This window comes from Bacillus mycoides, from assembly GCF_001757995.1.
GTDB lineage: Bacteria > Bacillota > Bacilli > Bacillales > Bacillaceae_G > Bacillus_A > Bacillus_A mycoides_B.
In genome coordinates, this window is the sequence record NZ_LXLV01000092.1 from 1 (window position 1) to 20,650 (window position 20,650).

At 35.7% G+C, this 20,650-nt stretch carries 21 protein-coding genes; 1 reads left to right on the top strand and 20 read right to left on the bottom strand.

Translation table 11 applies throughout. The features are described 5' to 3' along the window. From BWGOE10_RS28105 to BWGOE10_RS28190, 18 genes are all read right to left on the bottom strand, one after another. Positions 1-398, bottom strand: a 398-nt coding sequence (locus BWGOE10_RS28105; RefSeq protein ID WP_070168360.1) for a MerR family transcriptional regulator, incomplete at its 3' end; no start/stop codon positions are given. Between the two features lie 27 nt (positions 399-425). Then, complete coding sequence (locus BWGOE10_RS28110; protein ID WP_070146025.1) at positions 426-1,559, bottom strand: bifunctional lytic transglycosylase/C40 family peptidase; 1,134 nt, start codon at positions 1,557-1,559, stop codon at positions 426-428. A 4-nt stretch (positions 1,560-1,563) separates the two neighbouring features. After that, positions 1,564-3,501 (bottom strand): VirB4 family type IV secretion system protein, encoded by a 1,938-nt coding sequence (locus BWGOE10_RS28115; RefSeq protein WP_070146024.1) that lies wholly within the window; start codon positions 3,499-3,501, stop codon positions 1,564-1,566. A gap of 15 nt (positions 3,502-3,516) precedes the next feature. Next, entirely contained in the window at positions 3,517-4,326 is an 810-nt protein-coding gene (locus BWGOE10_RS28120; protein ID WP_070146023.1) for a hypothetical protein, read from the bottom strand. A gap of 14 nt (positions 4,327-4,340) precedes the next feature. Next, positions 4,341-4,628: a DUF5592 family protein gene (locus BWGOE10_RS28125; RefSeq protein ID WP_002130425.1), complete on the bottom strand. Its 288-nt coding sequence runs from the start codon at positions 4,626-4,628 to the stop codon at positions 4,341-4,343. A 47-nt stretch (positions 4,629-4,675) separates the two neighbouring features. Next, entirely contained in the window at positions 4,676-7,171 is a 2,496-nt protein-coding gene (locus BWGOE10_RS28130; protein ID WP_070146027.1) for a pLS20_p028 family conjugation system transmembrane protein, read from the bottom strand. Positions 7,172-7,194: 23 nt separating this feature from the next. Beyond that, complete coding sequence (locus BWGOE10_RS28135) at positions 7,195-7,404, bottom strand: hypothetical protein (RefSeq protein WP_070146022.1); 210 nt, start codon at positions 7,402-7,404, stop codon at positions 7,195-7,197. Between the two features lie 58 nt (positions 7,405-7,462). Next, positions 7,463-10,033 (bottom strand): VirD4-like conjugal transfer protein, CD1115 family, encoded by a 2,571-nt coding sequence (locus BWGOE10_RS28140; protein WP_070146021.1) that lies wholly within the window; start codon positions 10,031-10,033, stop codon positions 7,463-7,465. An 18-nt stretch (positions 10,034-10,051) separates the two neighbouring features. Next, entirely contained in the window at positions 10,052-11,263 is a 1,212-nt protein-coding gene (locus tag BWGOE10_RS28145) for a hypothetical protein (RefSeq protein ID WP_070168329.1), read from the bottom strand. Between the two features lie 15 nt (positions 11,264-11,278). Next, positions 11,279-12,364, bottom strand: coding sequence for a hypothetical protein (locus tag BWGOE10_RS28150; protein WP_070145946.1), 1,086 nt, complete (start codon positions 12,362-12,364; stop codon positions 11,279-11,281). A gap of 103 nt (positions 12,365-12,467) precedes the next feature. Continuing rightward, a complete protein-coding gene (locus tag BWGOE10_RS28155) occupies positions 12,468-12,776 on the bottom strand; it encodes a hypothetical protein (RefSeq protein ID WP_070145947.1) in 309 nt (102 codons plus the stop codon). Between the two features lie 31 nt (positions 12,777-12,807). Further along, on the bottom strand, positions 12,808-13,032 hold the full coding sequence (locus BWGOE10_RS28160; RefSeq protein ID WP_059038382.1) for a hypothetical protein: 225 nt from the start codon (positions 13,030-13,032) through the stop codon (positions 12,808-12,810). A gap of 29 nt (positions 13,033-13,061) precedes the next feature. Continuing rightward, complete coding sequence (locus tag BWGOE10_RS28165) at positions 13,062-13,505, bottom strand: hypothetical protein (RefSeq protein ID WP_070145948.1); 444 nt, start codon at positions 13,503-13,505, stop codon at positions 13,062-13,064. A gap of 560 nt (positions 13,506-14,065) precedes the next feature. After that, a complete protein-coding gene (locus BWGOE10_RS28170; RefSeq protein ID WP_016128127.1) occupies positions 14,066-14,314 on the bottom strand; it encodes a hypothetical protein in 249 nt (82 codons plus the stop codon). Between the two features lie 103 nt (positions 14,315-14,417). After that, positions 14,418-14,993: a TraM recognition domain-containing protein gene (locus tag BWGOE10_RS28175; RefSeq protein ID WP_070145949.1), complete on the bottom strand. Its 576-nt coding sequence runs from the start codon at positions 14,991-14,993 to the stop codon at positions 14,418-14,420. Positions 14,994-15,033: 40 nt separating this feature from the next. After that, positions 15,034-15,492: a TRAG family protein gene (locus tag BWGOE10_RS28180; RefSeq protein ID WP_070145950.1), complete on the bottom strand. Its 459-nt coding sequence runs from the start codon at positions 15,490-15,492 to the stop codon at positions 15,034-15,036. A 172-nt stretch (positions 15,493-15,664) separates the two neighbouring features. After that, positions 15,665-17,923, bottom strand: coding sequence for a thioester domain-containing protein (locus BWGOE10_RS28185; RefSeq protein WP_070145951.1), 2,259 nt, complete (start codon positions 17,921-17,923; stop codon positions 15,665-15,667). Between the two features lie 155 nt (positions 17,924-18,078). Then, complete coding sequence (locus BWGOE10_RS28190) at positions 18,079-18,288, bottom strand: helix-turn-helix domain-containing protein (protein ID WP_002193588.1); 210 nt, start codon at positions 18,286-18,288, stop codon at positions 18,079-18,081. 144 nt (positions 18,289-18,432) lie between these two features. On the opposite strand from BWGOE10_RS28190, the gene BWGOE10_RS28195 reads away from it, so the two are divergent. After that, positions 18,433-18,816, top strand: a complete 384-nt coding sequence (locus BWGOE10_RS28195; protein WP_070145952.1) for a helix-turn-helix domain-containing protein — start codon at positions 18,433-18,435, stop codon at positions 18,814-18,816. Between the two features lie 297 nt (positions 18,817-19,113). Here the strand turns inward: BWGOE10_RS28195 and BWGOE10_RS33055 are convergent, their stop codons facing one another. Then, positions 19,114-19,290: a hypothetical protein gene (locus tag BWGOE10_RS33055; RefSeq protein WP_171903157.1), complete on the bottom strand. Its 177-nt coding sequence runs from the start codon at positions 19,288-19,290 to the stop codon at positions 19,114-19,116. A 21-nt stretch (positions 19,291-19,311) separates the two neighbouring features. Beyond that, a complete protein-coding gene (locus BWGOE10_RS28200) occupies positions 19,312-20,463 on the bottom strand; it encodes an AimR family lysis-lysogeny pheromone receptor (protein ID WP_070145953.1) in 1,152 nt (383 codons plus the stop codon). Positions 20,464-20,650 lie beyond the last annotated feature (187 nt).

Consider the following 20,650-nt stretch of genomic DNA (forward strand, 5'->3'; position numbering starts at 1 on the left):
AAATAAAACTTCATTTCTATTGGTTTTGTTTTATAGGTATCTCCTAATTCGTATTTATCAGTTGGGTAGAATTGTTGTAAAAGTTCTTCGCTCATAATGGATTTTGCCTTTTCTTTTCGCTCACTGTAACCTTCTTTTTCTCGGTGAAATGATAATTGTATAAACGTTTCGGCTGTCGATAAATACGCCCTTCTTTGTTGTTCTTGTGCGGATGGAAGCACCTTATCCAGTCGTTTTTTTAAGTCTTCATTTTGTTTTGTTAGTAATTCATTTGAAAGTTTTAACTGTTTTTCTTTGCCATCACTCATTGATTTTTTGCTCAAGTAGATATTAAAAGCTGTCACACCTATAACTAAAATGACAAACACAATAAACAAAGATTTTCGTTTATCTTTCATTCTTTTTGTCTCCTATTCTTTCGTTTTTTAGAACCTTCTTACATGACCAGAAAAGACTTTTTTCCAATACGGATTATTTAAATCTTCAATAGAAACACCTTTATTCGTTTGGCATCCAATGAAAGTATTTTTATCAATTACAATGCCAACGTGTCCATCATGTTTGTAGGTATCAAAGAAAATAACGTCACCCGGTTTCATATCATTTGCTGATACTTTTGTACCGATTTTATTTAATGTTTCCGTACTTACAGCTCCTATCGGACTGGTATACATCCCTACTTGTTCGAATGCCCAGCGTACAAAACTGGAACAATCAAAAATCCCTCTTGCAATGTCATTTGTGTTACGTCCTCCACCAAATACATAGGTAGAACGTCCTATCCATTGACGACCTACATCGGCAACTTTTGAACCGCTACTTCCTCCACTTCCTGGATTTCCTCCACCACCAGAAACGACAGAACCCGGCTGATAATATTTCAAAACCGCATCGACATACAGGATATCGCCATAACACGCTTGATACGGTACAGCTTCTGGTCTAAGGCAATGATACATGCCAGTATGTTTTACTTTTTGATACTGTTGTTGTGAAAATTTGATTGCTATTTCTTTCGTATATTTACCACCATTTGCACCAACAAAATCAAAAAATCCTGTTCCAAAATTATAAGCTTGAAGTGCTGTTTTGATATGATCCATGTCCCCTGGACTCGTTACACCAGCTCGCTCTATCGCATGTTTAAATTCCTGTACACCAGCCCAAATACTGTAATCTGGATCAGTAATACAGTTTGGTGATTTACAATACTTCGTATTAAATGCCCCTTCAGAACTCTGCATCGGATCGCTGCCACGTCCTCCGCTTTCTTGCATCATTTGAGCAAGCATTAAAGCGACAAACGGTTCCACGCCAAACTCTTTTGCATACTTCCGAATTGTTGGTTCCCATTTCAAAACATCAGGCGAAACATTCATTACTTGCCCTTCACCTGTATACGTAATGTCACCCGTGTCTGTTCCTGTTCCACTATCACTTCCCATCGCTGCAATGAAAATACTAACGACTCCAAGTAAAAGAAAAGAAAAAAGACCCATCACAAGTAACGCTAAAGTGATGAGCCATTTCTTTGGTATTATCTTTAAAACCAGATGCATAGTATTAAGCACCTCCCCCGAATAACATCAATTCTTCGTCTGTTACTTCTACATGGAAGTGAATGTTTTTGACAGCACCAATACTTAAAATGACATCCCCTGTTGGTAAGTGTGGTATTGCTGCAATTTCACTTTCACTTAACTGTCCTGCAAATACTTTTCGTAACATATCTAAACTGTTATTATCTTGTTGCATGATAAATTTGTACTGTGTAAGTTCAAAGAGTTTTTTAATTTCATCAATCATTTCTTGTGAAGATCCTTCCGGTACAAAATCTCGAATTGTATGACTTGCATATAAAAGACCTGCAAAATATTTTCGATCTTCTCGGCTAAATTTAATTAAAAATTGCAAGGCGTGAGCACTTTCTTTTCGAGTGTTAATTATATGATGTGCCTCATCGATAATAATGAAGTATCTTACAACATCTTCAAAAGCAATTTGCTTTTTGTTAAAGGCTTTTAATTGAGGAGCACCATTTGATATCATTTCATCCCATAGGAGATTTAACACATTAAAGATTTGTGCTTGAAACACTTCTGCTTTAGAACTGGATATATTCCGTAAGGAAAAAGATACAACTTGTTCTTTCTTGAAATCTTCAACTGTAGAATGCCCATCGAATAATTGTGCATACACTTCTACTAGATTCATAAGATTTAATTCAATTAATTCTAAACGATGGATTCTACTTTCTCCTAAATTTTCATGATGTTTTTTACTTACTACATCTTGATATAGCTCTTTACGAACAAACCTTAAAAAGTCAGAGAAAATAGGATATTCTTTTGGTTTTCTTGTTGTAATTTCATTTGTCGCTCCTTTTTTATCGTTCCATAATTCCATACGAATATATAATTTCCGAAGCAAATTTTCATATTCCTTAATTTCATCATCTTTTGCTTCTGGTGCAATAAAGCGATAAAAAGTTGTCATTTTAGATAAATGCTGAATAAAACTAACTTCCTCACTTTCTGCTGTCTTATATACTTGAAGTGGGTTAATTTGACCTTGTGATCCATCTAATGCAATTGTTTTTCCATTCAAGTCACGTACTGTTTCCTCAAATTCACCTACAATATCAAAAATACGGATAAAATGTCCTTTACTTGCATAATCCACGGCTTTCTTTTTGAGTAAGGTTGATTTTCCAGCACCAGGCTTTCCAACCATTACACCGTTATAACTCTTTCTTTGTTTGTCTTTATGAAAAATATCAAAAATAACATTTCCTTTTGTTTTCGTTGTTCCATAATACGTACCATATGGATCGTGCAAATAAGAATAGTGAAATGGACAGCCACCAGCCAAACTGACTGCCGGAATTTCTTTTCCTTTTCTTCGGTTCACATAATTTTTTTGTGTATCAAAGCTCGTTACGAGTGCATCCCATTCATACTCTTGTTCATTTAAAAAGACAGCTCCTCGAAAGTTATAGGACTCTAATGTTTCCATGATTTCTTTTACTTGTTTTTCTAACTCATCTAATGTTCTAGCGGAAACATAGATTCGGATGTGGATACGTTTCATGACCTCACCCTGTTTTAAATCCGTGTATAGAGCTTCCAGCTCTAAAAATTCATTTTTCGCATCAATCCGATCTATATTATCTTTTGCTGTATCATGCCGGACACTTTGTTCACTCATGGATTTATTAATAGATTCAACGACCTCATTTCGGTCATCACTCATTACATCTAATGTGGTAATCACATTGGGCATATTCATAATTTGCTCTAACCAAAAATCATTTACCTCTGTTGGATAGTCAAAAACATGAATACAAGTAGCAAATCCATCACCTGTTTGCAAATAGCTTTCTTTAAAACTTATTCCCCCTTGCGGCTGAACCCTAGCTACTAAATAAGGGTTGTAACCTTTCTTCTTTTTTAGTTCTTTTTGTTTTTCCTTTTTGGATTTTTTACTTTTGAACGCAAACATCTTGCTTCCCCCTCACTACCATATATTTTTCGTTCCCAATTTTGCATTTTGATTAAACAATTTAAACATAAGCTCTAATTTTTTCTCTTCATCCACATCTAATAGTTCAGTAGAGCGTTTGATATACCGTTTTGCTGCATCTACACGTTCTTTTACGATTAACTCCGTTTCTCCGTAAATAAATAAGAAGGCCTCACGATTGGTTCTGCCCCATTCTAAAAACTGTAGTTCTTTTAACTTTTGATTTAAAATTCGTTCATACAAAGGACTGGTACATTCTTTAATTTTCTTCTCAATATATCGTTGTTGTTCGGTTGTTTGACATGGGAAATTTAAAAAAACGAGTTTAATGGACTGTTTGTAGGCTTGATAAAAATACGCATGTGAGAAAATAACAAATGCTTGCTCGTCGCTATTCTTAGAGAACATATCATCACCTTCCACTTGAAGAATTTCTAAAAACTCCTCATTTTTCAGTTCAAATATGCCATCCTCTGTCATGTCTACAATTTGCATAATTTCTGCAATACTTTTCTTTACCTTTGGTGGTGCTTCTTTCTTTTTTCTAGATAAAAAACCTAAAAGTTTTGGATTTTTCTTTTTCGAAGCGTCTTTCTTTGGCTTTTCTTTCTTCTGTTTTTTTACTTTTGGTTCTACCTTTGGTTTTTCTTCTTTCTTTTTGTCGGGTACCACTTTCACAATTTCTTTTGGTTCAGAAAGTGATTCTTTTACATTTTCTTCGTTAAATCGAAATGCTTTTTTCTTCGGTCTTTCTAGTTGTTTTGGCTCTTGTTTCTCTACATCTTTTTCGCTGAATAACGCCATATGTGATCCCTCCCTTATTGATCGTTATCAATGGCACAATATGCGCCTTTTCTTCTTAACAATGTAATAATCAACACTTCATACATTCGTTTTTGAGGATTCGTACTTGGTCGCCAAATCATGATAATTGCAATAGCTGCCATGAAAATAACAAATGGTAATTGAAAGGAATCATGTACGAAGTTCCTAAGAATCATCGTTACAACTAATAAACCAATTAATAAAAAGAAATCTATTAAATAAAGCACTTTATTAATCCGTAATTCTGTACTGATTTCCTTCGGAATCCGATAGCTTCTCATTGGTATTCCCTCCTTTTCGACAATAAAAAATAAGCGTACGATTACGCTTATTTTTCATCAGTATTCTTTTTATTTTTGCTTACTATATCTCTCCAACTTCTACCCGTATTTTGACCCATCTGATAAAAACGCTTTGTATTTTGTACCGTTTCAGAGTTATGAATTCGCTCTTGCACTCCTTTTGCCTTATGTTTAATGGATGATGTAGTAGAGCTATAGCCCTTTTTAACTGTATCTGTTGCATATTGTCCTAATGTACGTGTTTCATGACTACTACTTGCTGCCACTTCTTTATCACTTTCATAAGGAACACTTGGGCTACTATGTGTCACCGTTACGATATTGGCTGATGCTGGGCTACTTCCACTTGATACTGATCTTGGCGATTCCACAGGTGCCGGGCTACTTCCACCTGTTACTGGTCTTGATGTTTCCATTGGTGCCGGGCTACTTCCACCTGTTACTGGTCTTGATGTTTCCATTGGTGCCGGGCTTCCTCCGCTTGGTACTGATCTTGATGTTTCCATTGGTGCCGAGCTACTTCCGCTTGGTACTGGTCTTGATGTTTCCATTGGTGCCGGGCTTCCTCCGCTTGGTACTGGTCTTGATGTTTCCATTGGTGCCGGGCTTCCTCCGCTTGGTACTGATCCTGGTGTTTGACTTCCTTCATTTGCTCCTTGTCTTACTGTTCCTGCTGTTTGACTTCCTTCACTTGCTCCTTGTCTTACTGTTCCTGCTGTTGGATTCCCTTCACTTGTTCCTTGTCTTACTGTTCCTGCCGTTGGATTCCCTTCACTTGTTCCTTGTCTTACTGTTTCTGCCGTTGAATTTCCTTCACTTGTTCCTTGTCTTACTGTTCCTGCCGTTGGATTTCCTTCACTTGCTTCTTGTCTTACCGCTCCTGTTTGATTTCCTTCACTTGTTCCTTGTCTTACCGCTCCTGCTGTTGGATTTCCTTCACTTGCTCCACTTACTTTTCCAGCTTCTTTTATTTCATCTTGAAGACTTGTTGTTCCTGGTTCTTGCCCACTTGCTACCTCTGGGTTTTCATTCCCTTCTTTTTTCATATCTTCTTGAATAGATGGAGTACCACCGTTCTTTTTATCTTCTTGATTATTTAAGTTACCTTTTTCTTTTTCTTTATTTGCTAAATCATTACCATTTGCTTTCTTCTGATCCGCCTTTTTTATTTGATCTTGCAAGGACTCTTTCTTTTCCGACTCATTCCCTTTTTTCAAACCACTTATGATACCAGCCATGCCACCTGTTGCCATCACTGCCGCACTTGCTGTTGTAGCTGCTGCACTCGCTGTTTTTGCTGCTACAACACCAGTTCCTTGCGCTGCGCCTTTCGCTCCTTTTCCAATCATATTACCTAGACCCTTCATTGGTTTTGAATTTGCAAGACCGCCAATTCCTTTACCAAGTGCGAAACCACCTGCTAACATGCCCCAACTGCTCTTTAATCCAATATCTATTCCAAATAGTCTTTCTACGACTGCTGGGCCATCTAGAACTGCCATACTAAATGCGGCTAATGCAATAAGATATGGTACACCACTTAATTTGTCATGGAGAAACTCTGTTCCCATTATATATAGCTTCAAAGATAGGAATATCATAATCGTTGCTACAAATATATTGAGTATATTTGATAACACGGCTTTTAACTTTTGACCATTCGCAACGTCTGCTGGTGCTAAAATATTGGCTAACAAGTAGTTAAACGTCAACTCATAAAATAATCTAGCTAACTTAATACTTACTAATAACAACGTTGCGCCTGTTATCAGTAAAGTAAAGAATATATTCCAAAAGTTCCAATGCCAGCGATAATACTTTTCGGGGAAGAAATCAAACCATCCATCTTTCAATTCTGCTAAAGATGCGGTTCCTAGCCCATCCATTACTCTTTTATTCTGTAAAATTTTCTGACCATCATCCGATAAATTTTTATCCTTTGTGAACTCAAAATCTTTATCTATTTTTTCAGTAATATCTATCCGCCTAATATTTTTTTCTGGAATATTATTTTTCTGGTTCATATCTTCTTTCTTTTTCCACTTATTTTGATCTAACACTGCAATATCCGTTATGTTCTTCTTAATAATTTCATCACTCAAAGAGCCTTTTTGCTCTGATTTTACAACTGCAATGGCATCATCTGTGAACTTATCGACCTTTGTCATACCTGTACTTAATAAACAAAGTACACTCAGCGTAACGAAAATATTGATGATAATTTGAGAACGGTTCATTTGTTTGTTCATAATGAACATGTAGCCAATATATAAAAACGATATAGCTAAAAGAACGACGAACAATGGATATAACATGTCAACAAACTCTTGTACTCCCGGTGAATTAAAGAACCCTTTAATCCCCAATATGGAATCTGTCACACCCTCCAAGCCATCTACAACTAAAGATAGACCTTGAATTACGAACCATCCTAGCCAACGTAATACATAATTAACAACGTCTCCTACTTGAAGATAATCCGAGAACTCTTCTAAAACCTTTAAAATCTCTTCATCTTTCACCATTTATCCTCCTCTCTTGCTTACTACTGCCCTAATACTTCCTTTGCTGTCCAATTCACCCTTTCATTCAGTCTGTCAATACGAATAATCAATTTCTCTTTTTGTTCCCGATCTACTGAAAGGAAAAGAACCGCATCTTCTAGACCAAGAATGACCTCATTTTCTTCTGTTACAAACGGCGAGTAACTATCTAAAATCAATTGCATTTTATCTGTTATTGTCGGCATCTCCATTCTCGCTTCCTCCTTTATTTCTGGATTCAAAAAGGCACTCAATTATTTGAGTGCCTTTCTAACTCGTTACGTGTTCCTTTTCCTCTAAATCACGTAAAATTCGATTAATCTTATTTTCAACTGCTTGATATACACCTTTGTCGATATGGTCATTGTGAGCCAACATTTGAAATTCACTGTAAAACTCCCCCATTTCCTGATTTTCAACCTCATCTATTCCCTTACCTAACTGTGCTATAAAGAACTTATCAACTAGTTTCAAAACTGCTAAATCAGATTCAAAAAACTCAATAACCGTTTTCGATTTCCAATTTTCAATAGTGAGTGAATCAAACGGATTATCTTCTTGTTGGAATGACTCTTCCGGAATGTCTTCATCAATTCCCATCATTTTAGGTTCTTCTGTTGGCTTCTGTGGCTCTACTGGTGAAGAGGTTTCCTGTTCTGGCTCTGGTGGTTCTTTCTTGGTTTGTTCTGCCTTTCTTTCTCCTAGGAAATCTACAATGAGTTTTTTAGGATCTACATCATCATGTAGGGAGTCAATATCTATATCTAAAATAGATTTATCTGTATCGAACTCTCCCCCTAGGTATTCCCATCTGTATTTTAAGGCTGTTTCTTCCGTATTATAAATTGGTCGTGGTCTGATACGTGTTCGATTATTATCTTGACGTTTTATTACACGAATAACAGTAGTTTCTCCTTCTTTAAGACTCATAAGTTCATTTGGTGTTAAAAGTGGTCGTTGATCTAGACTTTCGGTTTTGTTTTTATCTGTAGAGAGACCTTTTCCACTTCGGGAAAGTGTGTTAATTGTCTTGTTCCCAAGCTTCTTCGATACTCTTTCGGCTGTCTGTTGGTCGTTTGTTAATATATAAATTGTATTCCCACAGTTGCCATCAATGGTATCTGCATCATCTCCATATTTGTTTTTTAGTTGTGAATATGCTTGAATGATGAGATTAAAACGGATATTTCTTCCCAAACAAACCGTTGCTAACGTTGCCATTCCTTCTATACTCGGCATGTTTCCAAACTCATCCAAAATAAATACTACTTCACGATGACACTCATTACCACGAGCAAGGGATGCACCCTTGGCTAATATGAAGTAGAGCTGTCTTACGAAAATAGAAGCAATGACATGATTTGAAGAATCATAGTCAGGTGTAATCATAAAAATTGCAACTGGCTTATCGAAATAATCCATTGTTGTTACCTGGATATCTTCATTTTCTTCTACTACTTTATATTCTGTATGACCCGTCTTTTTATCTATTTTCGTAATAGAAATAGATGTTTTCTTTTTATTATTTCCCTTTTCATTCAATTGGATTGTATCCCCGACTTTTACTACTTGCTTATAATCCAATGCAAAACGTCCTGTGATATCTGCTTTGATAGACTCCATTGATCCATCCGGAAAGACAATTTCTACTCGTTTTCTAGATGTTACTTTTCCTTTTATCGTTTTTCCAAACCCTACACATTTTAAATCCACACTGTTTTTCGAAGTCATTTTTGCAATTTCATCGAACGTAAAGATAGAGAGTCCATTCATTGTTTGGGTGAAAATTCCGCCTCGTGTCGTTCCTTTCGAGAAGTTTGAGGTTGCATATTGCATTTTCGCAACACTATCTGCTGGCAACCCTTCAAAGTATAAATCTAATGCATTTTGTGGATCTGCTTTTGGATCTACGATTACCTCTTTTGATCCAAGTTCTGATAACATATTTGCTACTGCATACATTGTGATCTTTTCTTCTGTTCCTTCTGCAATACATTTGTCTGTAACTGCTAATATCATGGCATTACACAAACTCATAGCGCACTGTTGCCAAAAAGGATCTTTTACATTTGGGTTGTAATACAAGGTGTGAGAAAGTGTTTTACATAATGATTGCGCTGTTGAATAGTCTCCATCTTTATAAGCATCTTTGACGAGTTGTAATAAGTTATAACTCATAGAATCCAATGGATTTAATAAATTTAACACTTCAATGTGATACCCTCGTTTTTCCAAAGTTTCTTTGGATGCGCTAAAAATTTCCCCTTTCGGATCATTAATTATTAATGAGGGCTTATGTTCCGCTCTAGAATAGACATCAATTGTAGGAAATACAAAGGTTTCCCCTTTACCAGAGCGAGTTGTACCAATAATTAAATTGTTCACTGGGCTATCATCAATGAATACTTTGTCGCCTAATCTAGAGATAACAACACCACCGCCACCTTCAAATGATTCCTCTCGATCTGGTACGGATCGATATTGCTTTTTCAGCTCTTCAACTGTTGTAAAACGACTAGATCCCTTCTCATGATTATTTAAGTTTTTGAAGGAAGATTTGAGTTTGTATACTGTTCTTGCAATGGTTCCAATCACTACAAGGAAAACAAGCATGTAGTAAATTGGATGTTCTGCAATTGGCATCCGAAAAAGAAATCCTACCTCCATATGAAATGGTTTTGGGTGTAATAAATCACTAAATGTTGTTTCTATCAGCTCTAAAGATAAGCTGAGTAAAAAATTAGCGATTAAAAACATTCCAACAAATAAAAAAGTACTCAATGGAATGAGTACTTTTTTTTCAGCTAACTTATATTTAATTGAGATTTTATCCTTATACATGGGTAAGCGAATCCCCCTTTAAACCGTTACATCTGATTTTGACTCTTGTTTATTTAATTCTGTTGGCTTCTCTGGATTTGTTGGTTTCTTCGGCTCTGTTTGTTTCTCTGGATTCGTTGGCGGATTTACTGGCGGCTTTGGCTTCTCTGGATTCGTTGGTGGATCTACTGGTGGTTTCGGTTTCTCTGGATTCGTTGGCGGATCTACTGGTGGTTTCGGTTTCTCTGGATCCGTTGGCGGATCTACTGGTGGTTTCGGTTTCTCTGGATCCGTTGGTGGATCTACTGGCGGTTTCGGTTTCTCTGGATCCGTTGGCGGATCTACCGGCGGTTTTGGTTTCTCTGGATCCGTTGGTGGATCTACTGGCGGATCTACCGGCGGTTTCGGCTTTTCTGGATCCGTTGGTGGATCTACTGGCGGATCTACCGGCGGTTTCGGCTTTTCTGGATCCGTTGGTGGATCTACTGGCGGATCTACCGGCGGTTTCGGCTTTTCTGGATCCGTTGGTGGATCTACTGGCGGTTTTGGTTTCTCTGGTTCTGTTGGTGGATCTACCGGCGGTTTTGGCTTCTCTGGTTCTGTTGGTGGATCTACTGGCGGTTTTGGTTTCTCTAGATCTGTTAGTTCCTCTGGTTCTGTTGGTTCCTCTGGTTCTGTTGGTTTCGGTTTTTCTGTCCCTGTATTTTCCGTATTACCATTCTCACCTTCCGGTGTAACTGGTGGAAGAATATCTCCTATACTCACTACTGAAAAATCAATATTTTGATCGCCAAAAGCAAAATGATCTCCGTTCAGGGTTACTTGTGGTTTATTATCTGTAATAGCTGCAATCACATTATCTTTTGTGGTATCTTGAAGTGTTTTATCTTTTGTTTCTTTATCAAAGAGTGCAAGAACACGAGAAGTGGTTTCATCTCCATTTTGAAGATTACTTATAATGGATTTATCTTTGAAATTAATTTTTGATTTATCAATCTCATCTAGTACATAAGCAACCTCATTATCTTTACTTTGAATTGCATTCTCTGTCATTGCTTCGAAATCTTGTTTATTCAGATTTTCTTTCTTTTCTTCTGGCTTACTCTTATCTACTTTTTTTGTAATAGCTGACTTACTTTTTGATGATTCCTTACTTCCAAACCAACTGCATCCTGTAGTACTCAATATCAATGACCCACCAAGAAAAACAATTCCCATTTTTTTATACAGATTCTCATAATTTAATGGCATGCTATCTTTTCCCCCTTAGATGTCCTTTAGATCTTTATCAATTTTTTCAATCTTAGCTTTCTTTTCCTCTTCGCTTATTGTAGATTGTTGAACATCTCTCTTTTCTAATTCTTTCACCTCTTTCATCAAGCTTTTATTTCCTTGCGTTTTGACAAAAGAATAACAATCTTCATATTTTTTTAGATTTACAAAAGCTTCAACAATGAGCTTTTCACGTCTACCATCCATATTGACTTTCCCTTTAAGCTTGATTACCTCTTCATATTTTTTATTAAGCGCTGCCTTTTCAAAGTCGATTACATCATTTTTGACATCAATTTCATTGATTTTATTCATGTTGTCTATTCCGATAAAATAAGCAACCACACTTTCTGCAAATTTCGGTTCATACTGTAATGCCTTATTTGCCTTTCCATTTAATAAATAAGTAAATAAAACTGCCTTCTGACTATCTTTATCTAATTCTGTGTAATTGACCTTATCAAAGTATTTAACGGCTTCTCCATACTGTTGAACGGCTGCCTGTTGTAATCCTTTTACTACATATTGTTCAGAACCAGCATTTACACTCGAAACCGGCTTGGAAGAGAATAGTTTAAAGGCAAATATGGCACCAGCTCCAATTAACACCACACTTCCTATGACACTCGCAATCATCTTGAATCCTTTTCTATTTTCCTTTCCAGGCTTTACTTGTGTTTTCACTTCATCCGATGGACTATAGGAGGGTTCCTCCTTTCTTTCTGGTAATTCTTCTTGATATTCATATTCTTCATGAAAAGGAGAATCATTGATTTCCCTTTCTAACGTTTCTAACAGCTCCTTCTTTTGTTCCTCTTGTTCCGGATCTAATTGCATCACATTCATTTTTTTAGAAATATGGTCAAAAATATGATCCGCATATCTCGAACCCAGTGATAATGTACCGTTATAGATTTCATTAGAATGACCATCTAACAAATCAAAATCAATATGTTCTTGGCGCCCTGCTTCTCTATAAACACGCTCTAATCGTTTGGTTAAGGTATAGGCTTCATGAAACAAATATTGCTTACCCGACTGAATTTCTGTTCCATTATTACTCTTAAAAATGACAAACATGGCTTCTCCTTTCTCACATTTACTTTAAATCCCATGAAAAAAGGCAACAAAAAAAGCCATACCCTTTGCATAGCCTCCTCATTGCCTTAATTATATTTTTTCACTATTTCATCCAGAAAAACGGGAATAAGATTTGACCAAATTTCACATTGCTATTTACGCTCTCTGCTAGGTATTGGCATCCCATTACGATAACGAGTCCGGCTGCCCCACCAATAAACCACCAAATACATTTATGTCTTCCTCGCTCGCCACCCCAAATTAATAGATAAGCACCCCAGCAAAATACAATAGCTGTACTCACCATTGCCCCTCTTTGCATCCAAGTAATAAATGAATTACCCGTATTAATTAGACCATCCATCGCATCACCTAACACTAACATTTGAGCTACTGTTTCCATCATAGACATATACATTCACTCCCTTTTCATTTTTAGATACTTACACGTTACTAAGCTGACTTGACTCATTCGGCTTGCTGTCTTCTTTTACTTCTGTTGGTGTTGCCTTATAAGCTTGTAAAGCTTTCATTACTAAATCTTGATTTTCTTCCATACATTTCTGATGATGTAAATGAAGCCAATGGTTATAATCCTGACCATTGGCTTTTAATAGGTTTGCTACCATTTCTTTTTCCTTTTTTAATTCCTTCTGTGTAATCGTCACTGTATCACCACCTTTCAATGATTATGTGATTACTTCTGATATTGATCTTTACAATTTTGAACAAAATAGGTAACTTCTTTTTCAAGTTCGGACTCTTTAAACTTAGAAAAATCAATATCTTTTTTCAGTTTTCCTTTTTCATAATAAGCCAGAGAATCTCTTCGTTGTGATAATCCCCAATCGTGAGGATTACTTGAACCTGGAATGTCCTCACGATTTTCATTCAATCCCCTTACTTGAATCTTTTCCTTTTCAGCTATTTTCCTCACAAGAAAAATCCAATCATCACTATGTCTCATATTAGAGTTCAACATAATAAAACCTGTTCCATCCTCACTCATGAACTTTTTCATTTCTAACGGACTAAGATCCATTACTTCCCCTTTTCCAGAGCTAAAGACAAATGTTGAACCAATACCAATTGCAATTAACAGTCCAACAACAGCGGAAATGATCCACCCTTTACGACTCATGCATGTTCCTCCCTATGCCATATTTTTTTAAGCGATTTTGAAGTGTGATGAGACACATTTTAACTTCAACATCTGTCTTTATTTTATAACATTTAAAGGAAAGTGGGATAGAAAATGGAAATATCATTTATGGCTGGAATGACGAACCCTGTATTGGTATGCGTATAGAGACCAATCCCGACCTAGCTTCTATATGCCCAATACCGCACTACGTATTTTGGCGTGAACGTAGAACCTTATGTATCTACCGTTTGTGATGTTCGTCGCTTCTTCAGAATGTCAACATGGGATATTCCTCACGAGTACTGACACAAACAGATCTTTGATACAATGCATTTCCCAGTGGTCACAGATGAGTTTTACGATCTTACTCACCCAACGATAATCGTATACCTACCCCCTCTAGTGACCTTTTGAGGGGAGGCACGCATATATATTGAAAGCCGTATATCATCCTTCTACATCATTACTGAAAGAAAAAGATACGCAATATATATCTAAATTGTCAAAGAGCAAATTACTTTGTGCTATGTTCTCAGCACACTTCAAAATCGCTTTTTTTATTTACACTTTTGTTTTACAGCTACTAACTCTGCTTTTTTATTTTTCCGTTTGGCAATTAAGTTTTGATGTTCATCTCTAACCGAACGCACTTGATAATAAATTTGAGCTACCTTTTCGATGCTTCCAGTGCTATTTTCAATTGCGATGGCACCTTTCAGTTCGTATGTTTTCCCATCAAAAGTTTTGACACTATGAGCTTGTGATGCGGCAATATCATAGAATGTGAGCCTTTGTTCTTTTCCCATATGAACGCCTCCTATTTTTGATACAGAAGGGAGAAAAACGCTTCTCCCTTGTCTAGTTTTCTAGCCATCTAGATAGGATGAAATAGTGAACGAGTGCTTCATATCATGCTAGGATTGTTGTGTTGTACGAAGTGATAATGCGTTGTGCTGCCTCTTTTCCGTATATCTGCTGTAATGCGGATTGAGATTCAACTACGATTGAATGATGAATGTGGTAAGTTGCGCTATCTTTTAAAAACTGCTCCATATGAGGGATCGGGTACAAATCATATTGATGAAATACCAGGTGAATTGGTCTTATATTCTTGCATTCTGTTAGATACAGAAGAAAACTTGATAATGCTTCTCCTCTATCTTGATACGTACTTGTTTCCGTTTCTACACTGATATACACAACCGATTTTTGCTTTATATCCATTTGAAGCGTTTCATAACCAGCCAGTAAATCATGCTTCAGTATGCGATACCCTTGCTCTTGTTTCTCTTTGTATGTGTCTTCAAAAAAAATACCTTTCGGATCAAAAATGAAAATAAAATCATCATTTGTTTCTTTTACACCTTCTATGACCGATTTATACGCCCCAAATCGAGCTTTTATCACACCTGCAACCTTTTCCCTTTCATTCATCTCTTTCAACGCCCTAATCACCTTTGTATACTTCTTAGCTACGCCTAACATGTATTGTACTCCTTCCTATTTCATTTCCCTCTTATGACTACTACTGAAACCAAAAATACTCTTTTTGTTCCCCTTGCTTTTCACGTTGATGTTTTTGAAGAATGTATAGCAAAGTGATAGTTATCGCATCCCTTGTTTCTTTTGAATAAAGACCTAGCTCATGGAAGATAGGATAAGCTGGATGCTCATTCTCAAGCGAATTTACTACTTCTACCAAGTTCGCTTCACTTTCATATATTTTTTCAGTGAACTCAATAACTTTTTTCACATCTAGGTAATATAGATTTTTATGTCGTTGATCCAGATACAAAATACTTCCTGCCAATAATTTTGTAGCGGATTCTATCCAATAATCAGGTTGCTTTAATGGTTTCATTACAGTTTGAGCGATTGAAATTGCTTGCATCAATTCTTCAGGCAACCAAGCACTCTTGCGATGCATAACGTCTTCCCCAAGTTTCCCTAATTTTTTCGTTTTACCGACGTGGATTTCTGACATCTCATTTCATCTCCCTCTCGGTTTCTTATATCTTGCTCCCTATCAAAAAAACAACTGTCCAAATGGGAATTACGAGTATACATGCATTACGAAATCCAATAGCAAAGCCTAACGGATTTTCGTCTACTTTACTAAAATGAGCTTGGTATTTTGTCATATACTATTAGTCCTTTCACGATTGAGCTTTTTTTCGATTTCTTACTGCAAATACAGCTCCAATTAAGCCAAGTGCGACACATACAAGACCAATCCATTTTATGTATGGATTTTCAGCTTTACCGCCTGTTGTCGGAAGATACGTTTCGATTTTCTTTGATGTTTGTTCTAGTTGTGGTTTCATAACAATCTGTTGTGGTTGCTCTAGTTGTGGAATGACAGGTTTTTCGGTTACTTTTGGTTGTTCCGGTACCTGTGGTTGTGGTGTTTCTGGTTGCTCTGGTTTTTGTGGTTGTTCTGGTTGTGGTGTCTCTGGTGTTGGTGGTGTCGGTTTCTTCTGATCCTTCACCGTATGCTTAATGATTTGACCATCCTCTTTAATTTCAAAAGAGAATATTTCTTCATTTAGTAAATATCCTTCTGGTGCAAATGTTTCTTTATATGTGTACTTTCCATATGGAAGCTTAAATTCCGAAATGCCGTTTTGATCCGTTTTTCCTTTTACAACTTCTTCACCTTTTTCGTTAAAGATGGTAAATTCAGCATTTGGAAGCTTATTGTTGCCATCCGCAATATCTACCTTGCTAATCTCCAACTCTCCTGTGATTTGCTTATTTTTCGCTGTTAGCATGACTGTCTTTCCTTGTTCCGAGATACTAAAAGGAATAGATTCTTTCGTTAAAACATAGCCAGTTGGTGCTTGCTTCTCAACAAATGAGTATGCTCCAAATGGTAAGTCTTTTACTTCAATCAAACCGTTTTTATCACTTTTGTGTTCACTAATTTTCTTACCTTTACTATCTTGAAGAATGAACACCGCACCTTCTAATTTTTTATCTGGATTCTCTCCATCTACTTTTAGAAGTTGCACGTTTCCTTTTACTTCTTTATTTTCAACCGTAAATCTCAGTGTTTTTCCTTGTTCTTTAATCTCGAATGGATATTTTGTTTGATTAAGAAGGTATCCTTCTACCCCTTTTGTCTCAACAAAATAATACTTTCCATATGGAAGATCCTTCACTTGTGCGATCCCTTGTTCATTTGTAGTTGTTTTTGTGATTTCTTTTCCCTCTGCTGTATACACTGTGAACTCTACTTTTGGAAGAGTTTTTCCGCTATCACTTAATTTCTTAATCTCAATGTTTCCTTTTACTTTTACGTTTTGGACTGTAATCGTAGCAACCTCGCCTGTTTTCACTTCAATCTGTTGTGGCTGCCCATTTAGTACATAACCAGTAGGTGATTTTACCTCTTTAAGAGTATAAGTTCCGATTTCTAAACCAGAAAGGCTTGCTGAACCTTGCTCATTTGTAGTCATTGTGCCTACTTTTTCATTTGCACTGTTCATGACTTCAAATGCTGCACCTTGTAGCAATTCTTTTTGTTCTCCCACTTTTACAACTTTCAATCCACCAAGGGATTTCCAGTTTACTTGTAGATCGGCACTCACCTTTTCCTCATTTTTTTCTAAAAGGACTGTTGCATCCTGGACTTTATCAGTTCCTTGATATGCTATTGCCTGTAAATTAGAAAGATTAGATGTTACTTTTAAGGAAAAATTGCCTGTTTGAGAGGATTTCGGTATCAAAATACGGAATTGTTCTCCTAAATTGAATTGTTGTTTTGCTTCACCACTTGTTGAAACAACTTTCGTTCCATTCGGTGCATTGGCTAATTGAACGGTAAATACTCCGTTCTTAGCGTTACTTTCAATTTGATACACTGTCGTTTCAAAGTACTCACCGTTTAACTTTGCTTCTTGATTGTCTGTTGGTGTTACATTCATGTACACGTCTTGTGTTTCCTGGCTTGCATTCGCACCATCAATAATCGTTTTTACGGCTCTTGCAACATTCCCATTGCGATGCTGAACTTCGTTAATGTCAATTTGACCTAACGCTGCCCAAACACTAAGCTGTGTCACGTAATGCGCCTCTTTCCAGTTAGAAACTCCTAATTCTTCTGGACTCTTTTGCGGATATCCATTTAGAAGAACTCGGTACACAACATCATCTGTGCGCCCCATCTCTGGAAGGTCATTACCGTTGGGACTTAATTTTCCATAAGTTAAACAATACGCAATTTGCCCATTCGCATTCTTCAATAGTTCTGTCCGTAGGTCTTTCCCGTACATGGGACTAAAACTCCAATTCATTTCATATTTTTCACGATTAATGACTTCAGCACTCGCTTTCGTAAGTGGAAATACAAAACTTAAGACAATTAGAAGCATACTCATTACAATGAGTAACGTTTGATACGATCGTTTCAACATACTAACAGCTCCCTCAAATGATATGCAGTTTTCAAAGATCAGATATTAAAACAAAAAATTCGGACCTTATCTTTTAAAAAATAATTATAAAATTGTATCTTTTATAGATTGTTCATTTACAATATAAATGTATAATTATTTTTTATAAAAATAATTCATTCCAACTTTGCTCGATAATATGTTGCCAAAAAAAGGTTTTCGACTGGTTCTCCAAAAAAATCCGATATGCTTTTTGCTCGACTAGAAATTAAACCCTTTCTACCCGATTCAACATCATACAAAGTACTAACTGGAATTTTAGAACCTGTAGAAACCTCATTAATTGTATAACCTTTTGATTCACGAAATTCTCTTAAAACTGTCAAATGTCTCACCCCCTTATTTACAGTTTATTAGTCTTTGAGCCGAAAGTCAACACTTAAAGTTCATATTTTTAACACTTTTAGTGTTATTTTTTATAAAAACCTTATTTTACTATGCAAAATTGCGAAATTGGAGTGATAATTAAAATGACAATCGATGAAAATATTGTAGGGAAAAACATAAAAAAATTAAGAGCTATAAAAGGAGTAAGCCGAAAAGAAATGGCTGAAGATTTAAATACTACATATAGAACTGTATCTAGCTGGGAAACTGGAGAAAAAACACCACGCTTAAATAAATTAGAGGAAATTGCTAATTATTTAAATGTCAGTGTCCCTTCTTTATTAAAAAATGAAATTCCGGATGAAGACCTCCTAAAAAGTATTAAAGGTGAAGATCCAGTTGAACGTTTAGCTAGACTACTCTATGAACGATATATGAGTGTACCAGATAAACATAAACCTCGTATTGAAGAAGAATTATTAAAATATGCTAGCCAATTAAAAAAGCAAGTTGAACAAGAAGAATAGGGAATCTCCTTCCAGAGACTTTCCTATTCCTCTTGTTCGTAACTCGCACATAACTCCATAATCTCACTAAAAGTTTGTAAATCAATTGCTTTCACAATCTCCACTAATTCATTTACACTTAACCCCATTCTCCCCATTGTTATCCCTCCATTTTTCGTTTTTGTATTGTGAAAAGTAACACAAAAGTTTCACAATCCCCCGCCTGGGGATTTATAAAACAGTTTATAAAATCACAAAAGACACCGTTCAAAACGATGTCTTTTGTAAAAATATAAAGTTTAATAGAAAATGGAGAAATTACCCACCACCACCAGGGTCAACTCTCATTCTATACAGCGTATATTGATTCCCGGAACTTTTAGCTTGTTGGGAGTACTGTTCTGTTTCCATTTTACCTAGTGAACTTAGTGAACTATTCACTACGGGTAATAATAGTATAGCGACTACTATTAATACGTATAACTTTCTCACCATTTTTTCACCATCCCTTGGCAACTATATTACATTTTCTGTATATTCATTATATATTACTTCGGCAAATTTCACGTACAAAAAATCATTATTTACTTTAAACATATCAATAGATTGCTTAATTAAATGTATATCTTTTTTAGCCATTCCTAAATAGCACGTTTGAAGTGGTGTTAACATTTTCTTTTTTAATCTAATCTCTTCAAGTATACTTATCGCTTGTTGATATTTTCCTTTTTTGATTAAAAATAATGCATACTCAGCCGGGTGAAGTTTATCAAAATCTATTTTATTTAGATCTTTCCACCAAAAGATTCTAATGAAGTTAATATCATTTAGAGCTATATTGTATTTCAAGCTACCTTTAGCACCTTTCAATACATTTAATGCTTCTCGAAAGAAATATAAAGATTTTTTATAATCAGAAAACATAAGGTTTTCTCCACTCCTAATATTCAATAGCGCTTCCATAACAGGGAAGAAATTTATATCCTTATATGTTCTTAATTCTCCATTTTCTCTTACAAATTGTAGAGAATTATCTTTCCTTAATATTGAATAGCTCCAAAGTTCTTTTACCCAAAATCCGTACAAACTCTTTAAGTAAGTATTGGTTACTAATTTATCATCCATTATGTTATTCTCGACTCTGGCCTTATAACCTTCCATTAATCCAAAGTCCCCTAAATCACAAAGGATTAACATACTCAGTATATCACAAAAGATTTCTACATCCGCATTAGAATTTCTGATTTTTTGAATATTCAAGTACACTTCTCTGACATTTTTCCCTGTCAAACGATCAATATATAAATTAAAAACTTCTGCAAACCGTCTCATTTCTAAATCCTTGCTCTCTTTACATATTCCAGAGAGATATTTCATTAATAATACGTGATCGTTCAAGTGAGCAAGTGCAAATGCAACCTTTACATTTATGTTAAATCTATCGTCTAAGGTACCTAAATAGTCAATAATTTTTTGCTCTTGTTTATCTTTATCATTTGAAAAAATGACATAGGCGATTTTCGAAAAAGTATATACAGATATTTCTTTGTCCTTGTTAATCCAATTAGAAATTGTAGATTTAGCAACTCCAATTTCTTTTGCAAGATCAGTATATGTCCTATTTTTAGATGATAAATAATCATCAATTTCTTTGGCTAATTTCTTCATGTATTTTCACCTCGTCTTTTTTCACGAATATTCAGAAAGGTACATATAAGTAAGAAAATTATACCACATTACCCAGAAACAAGTGTTTGCTCAAATATATTCTGAATTTTCTGTCTATTAAACGTAAAAAGATATGAAAATACTCCTATTTTTGTACCTAATCTTTAAATATGAACTTAGGGTGTTG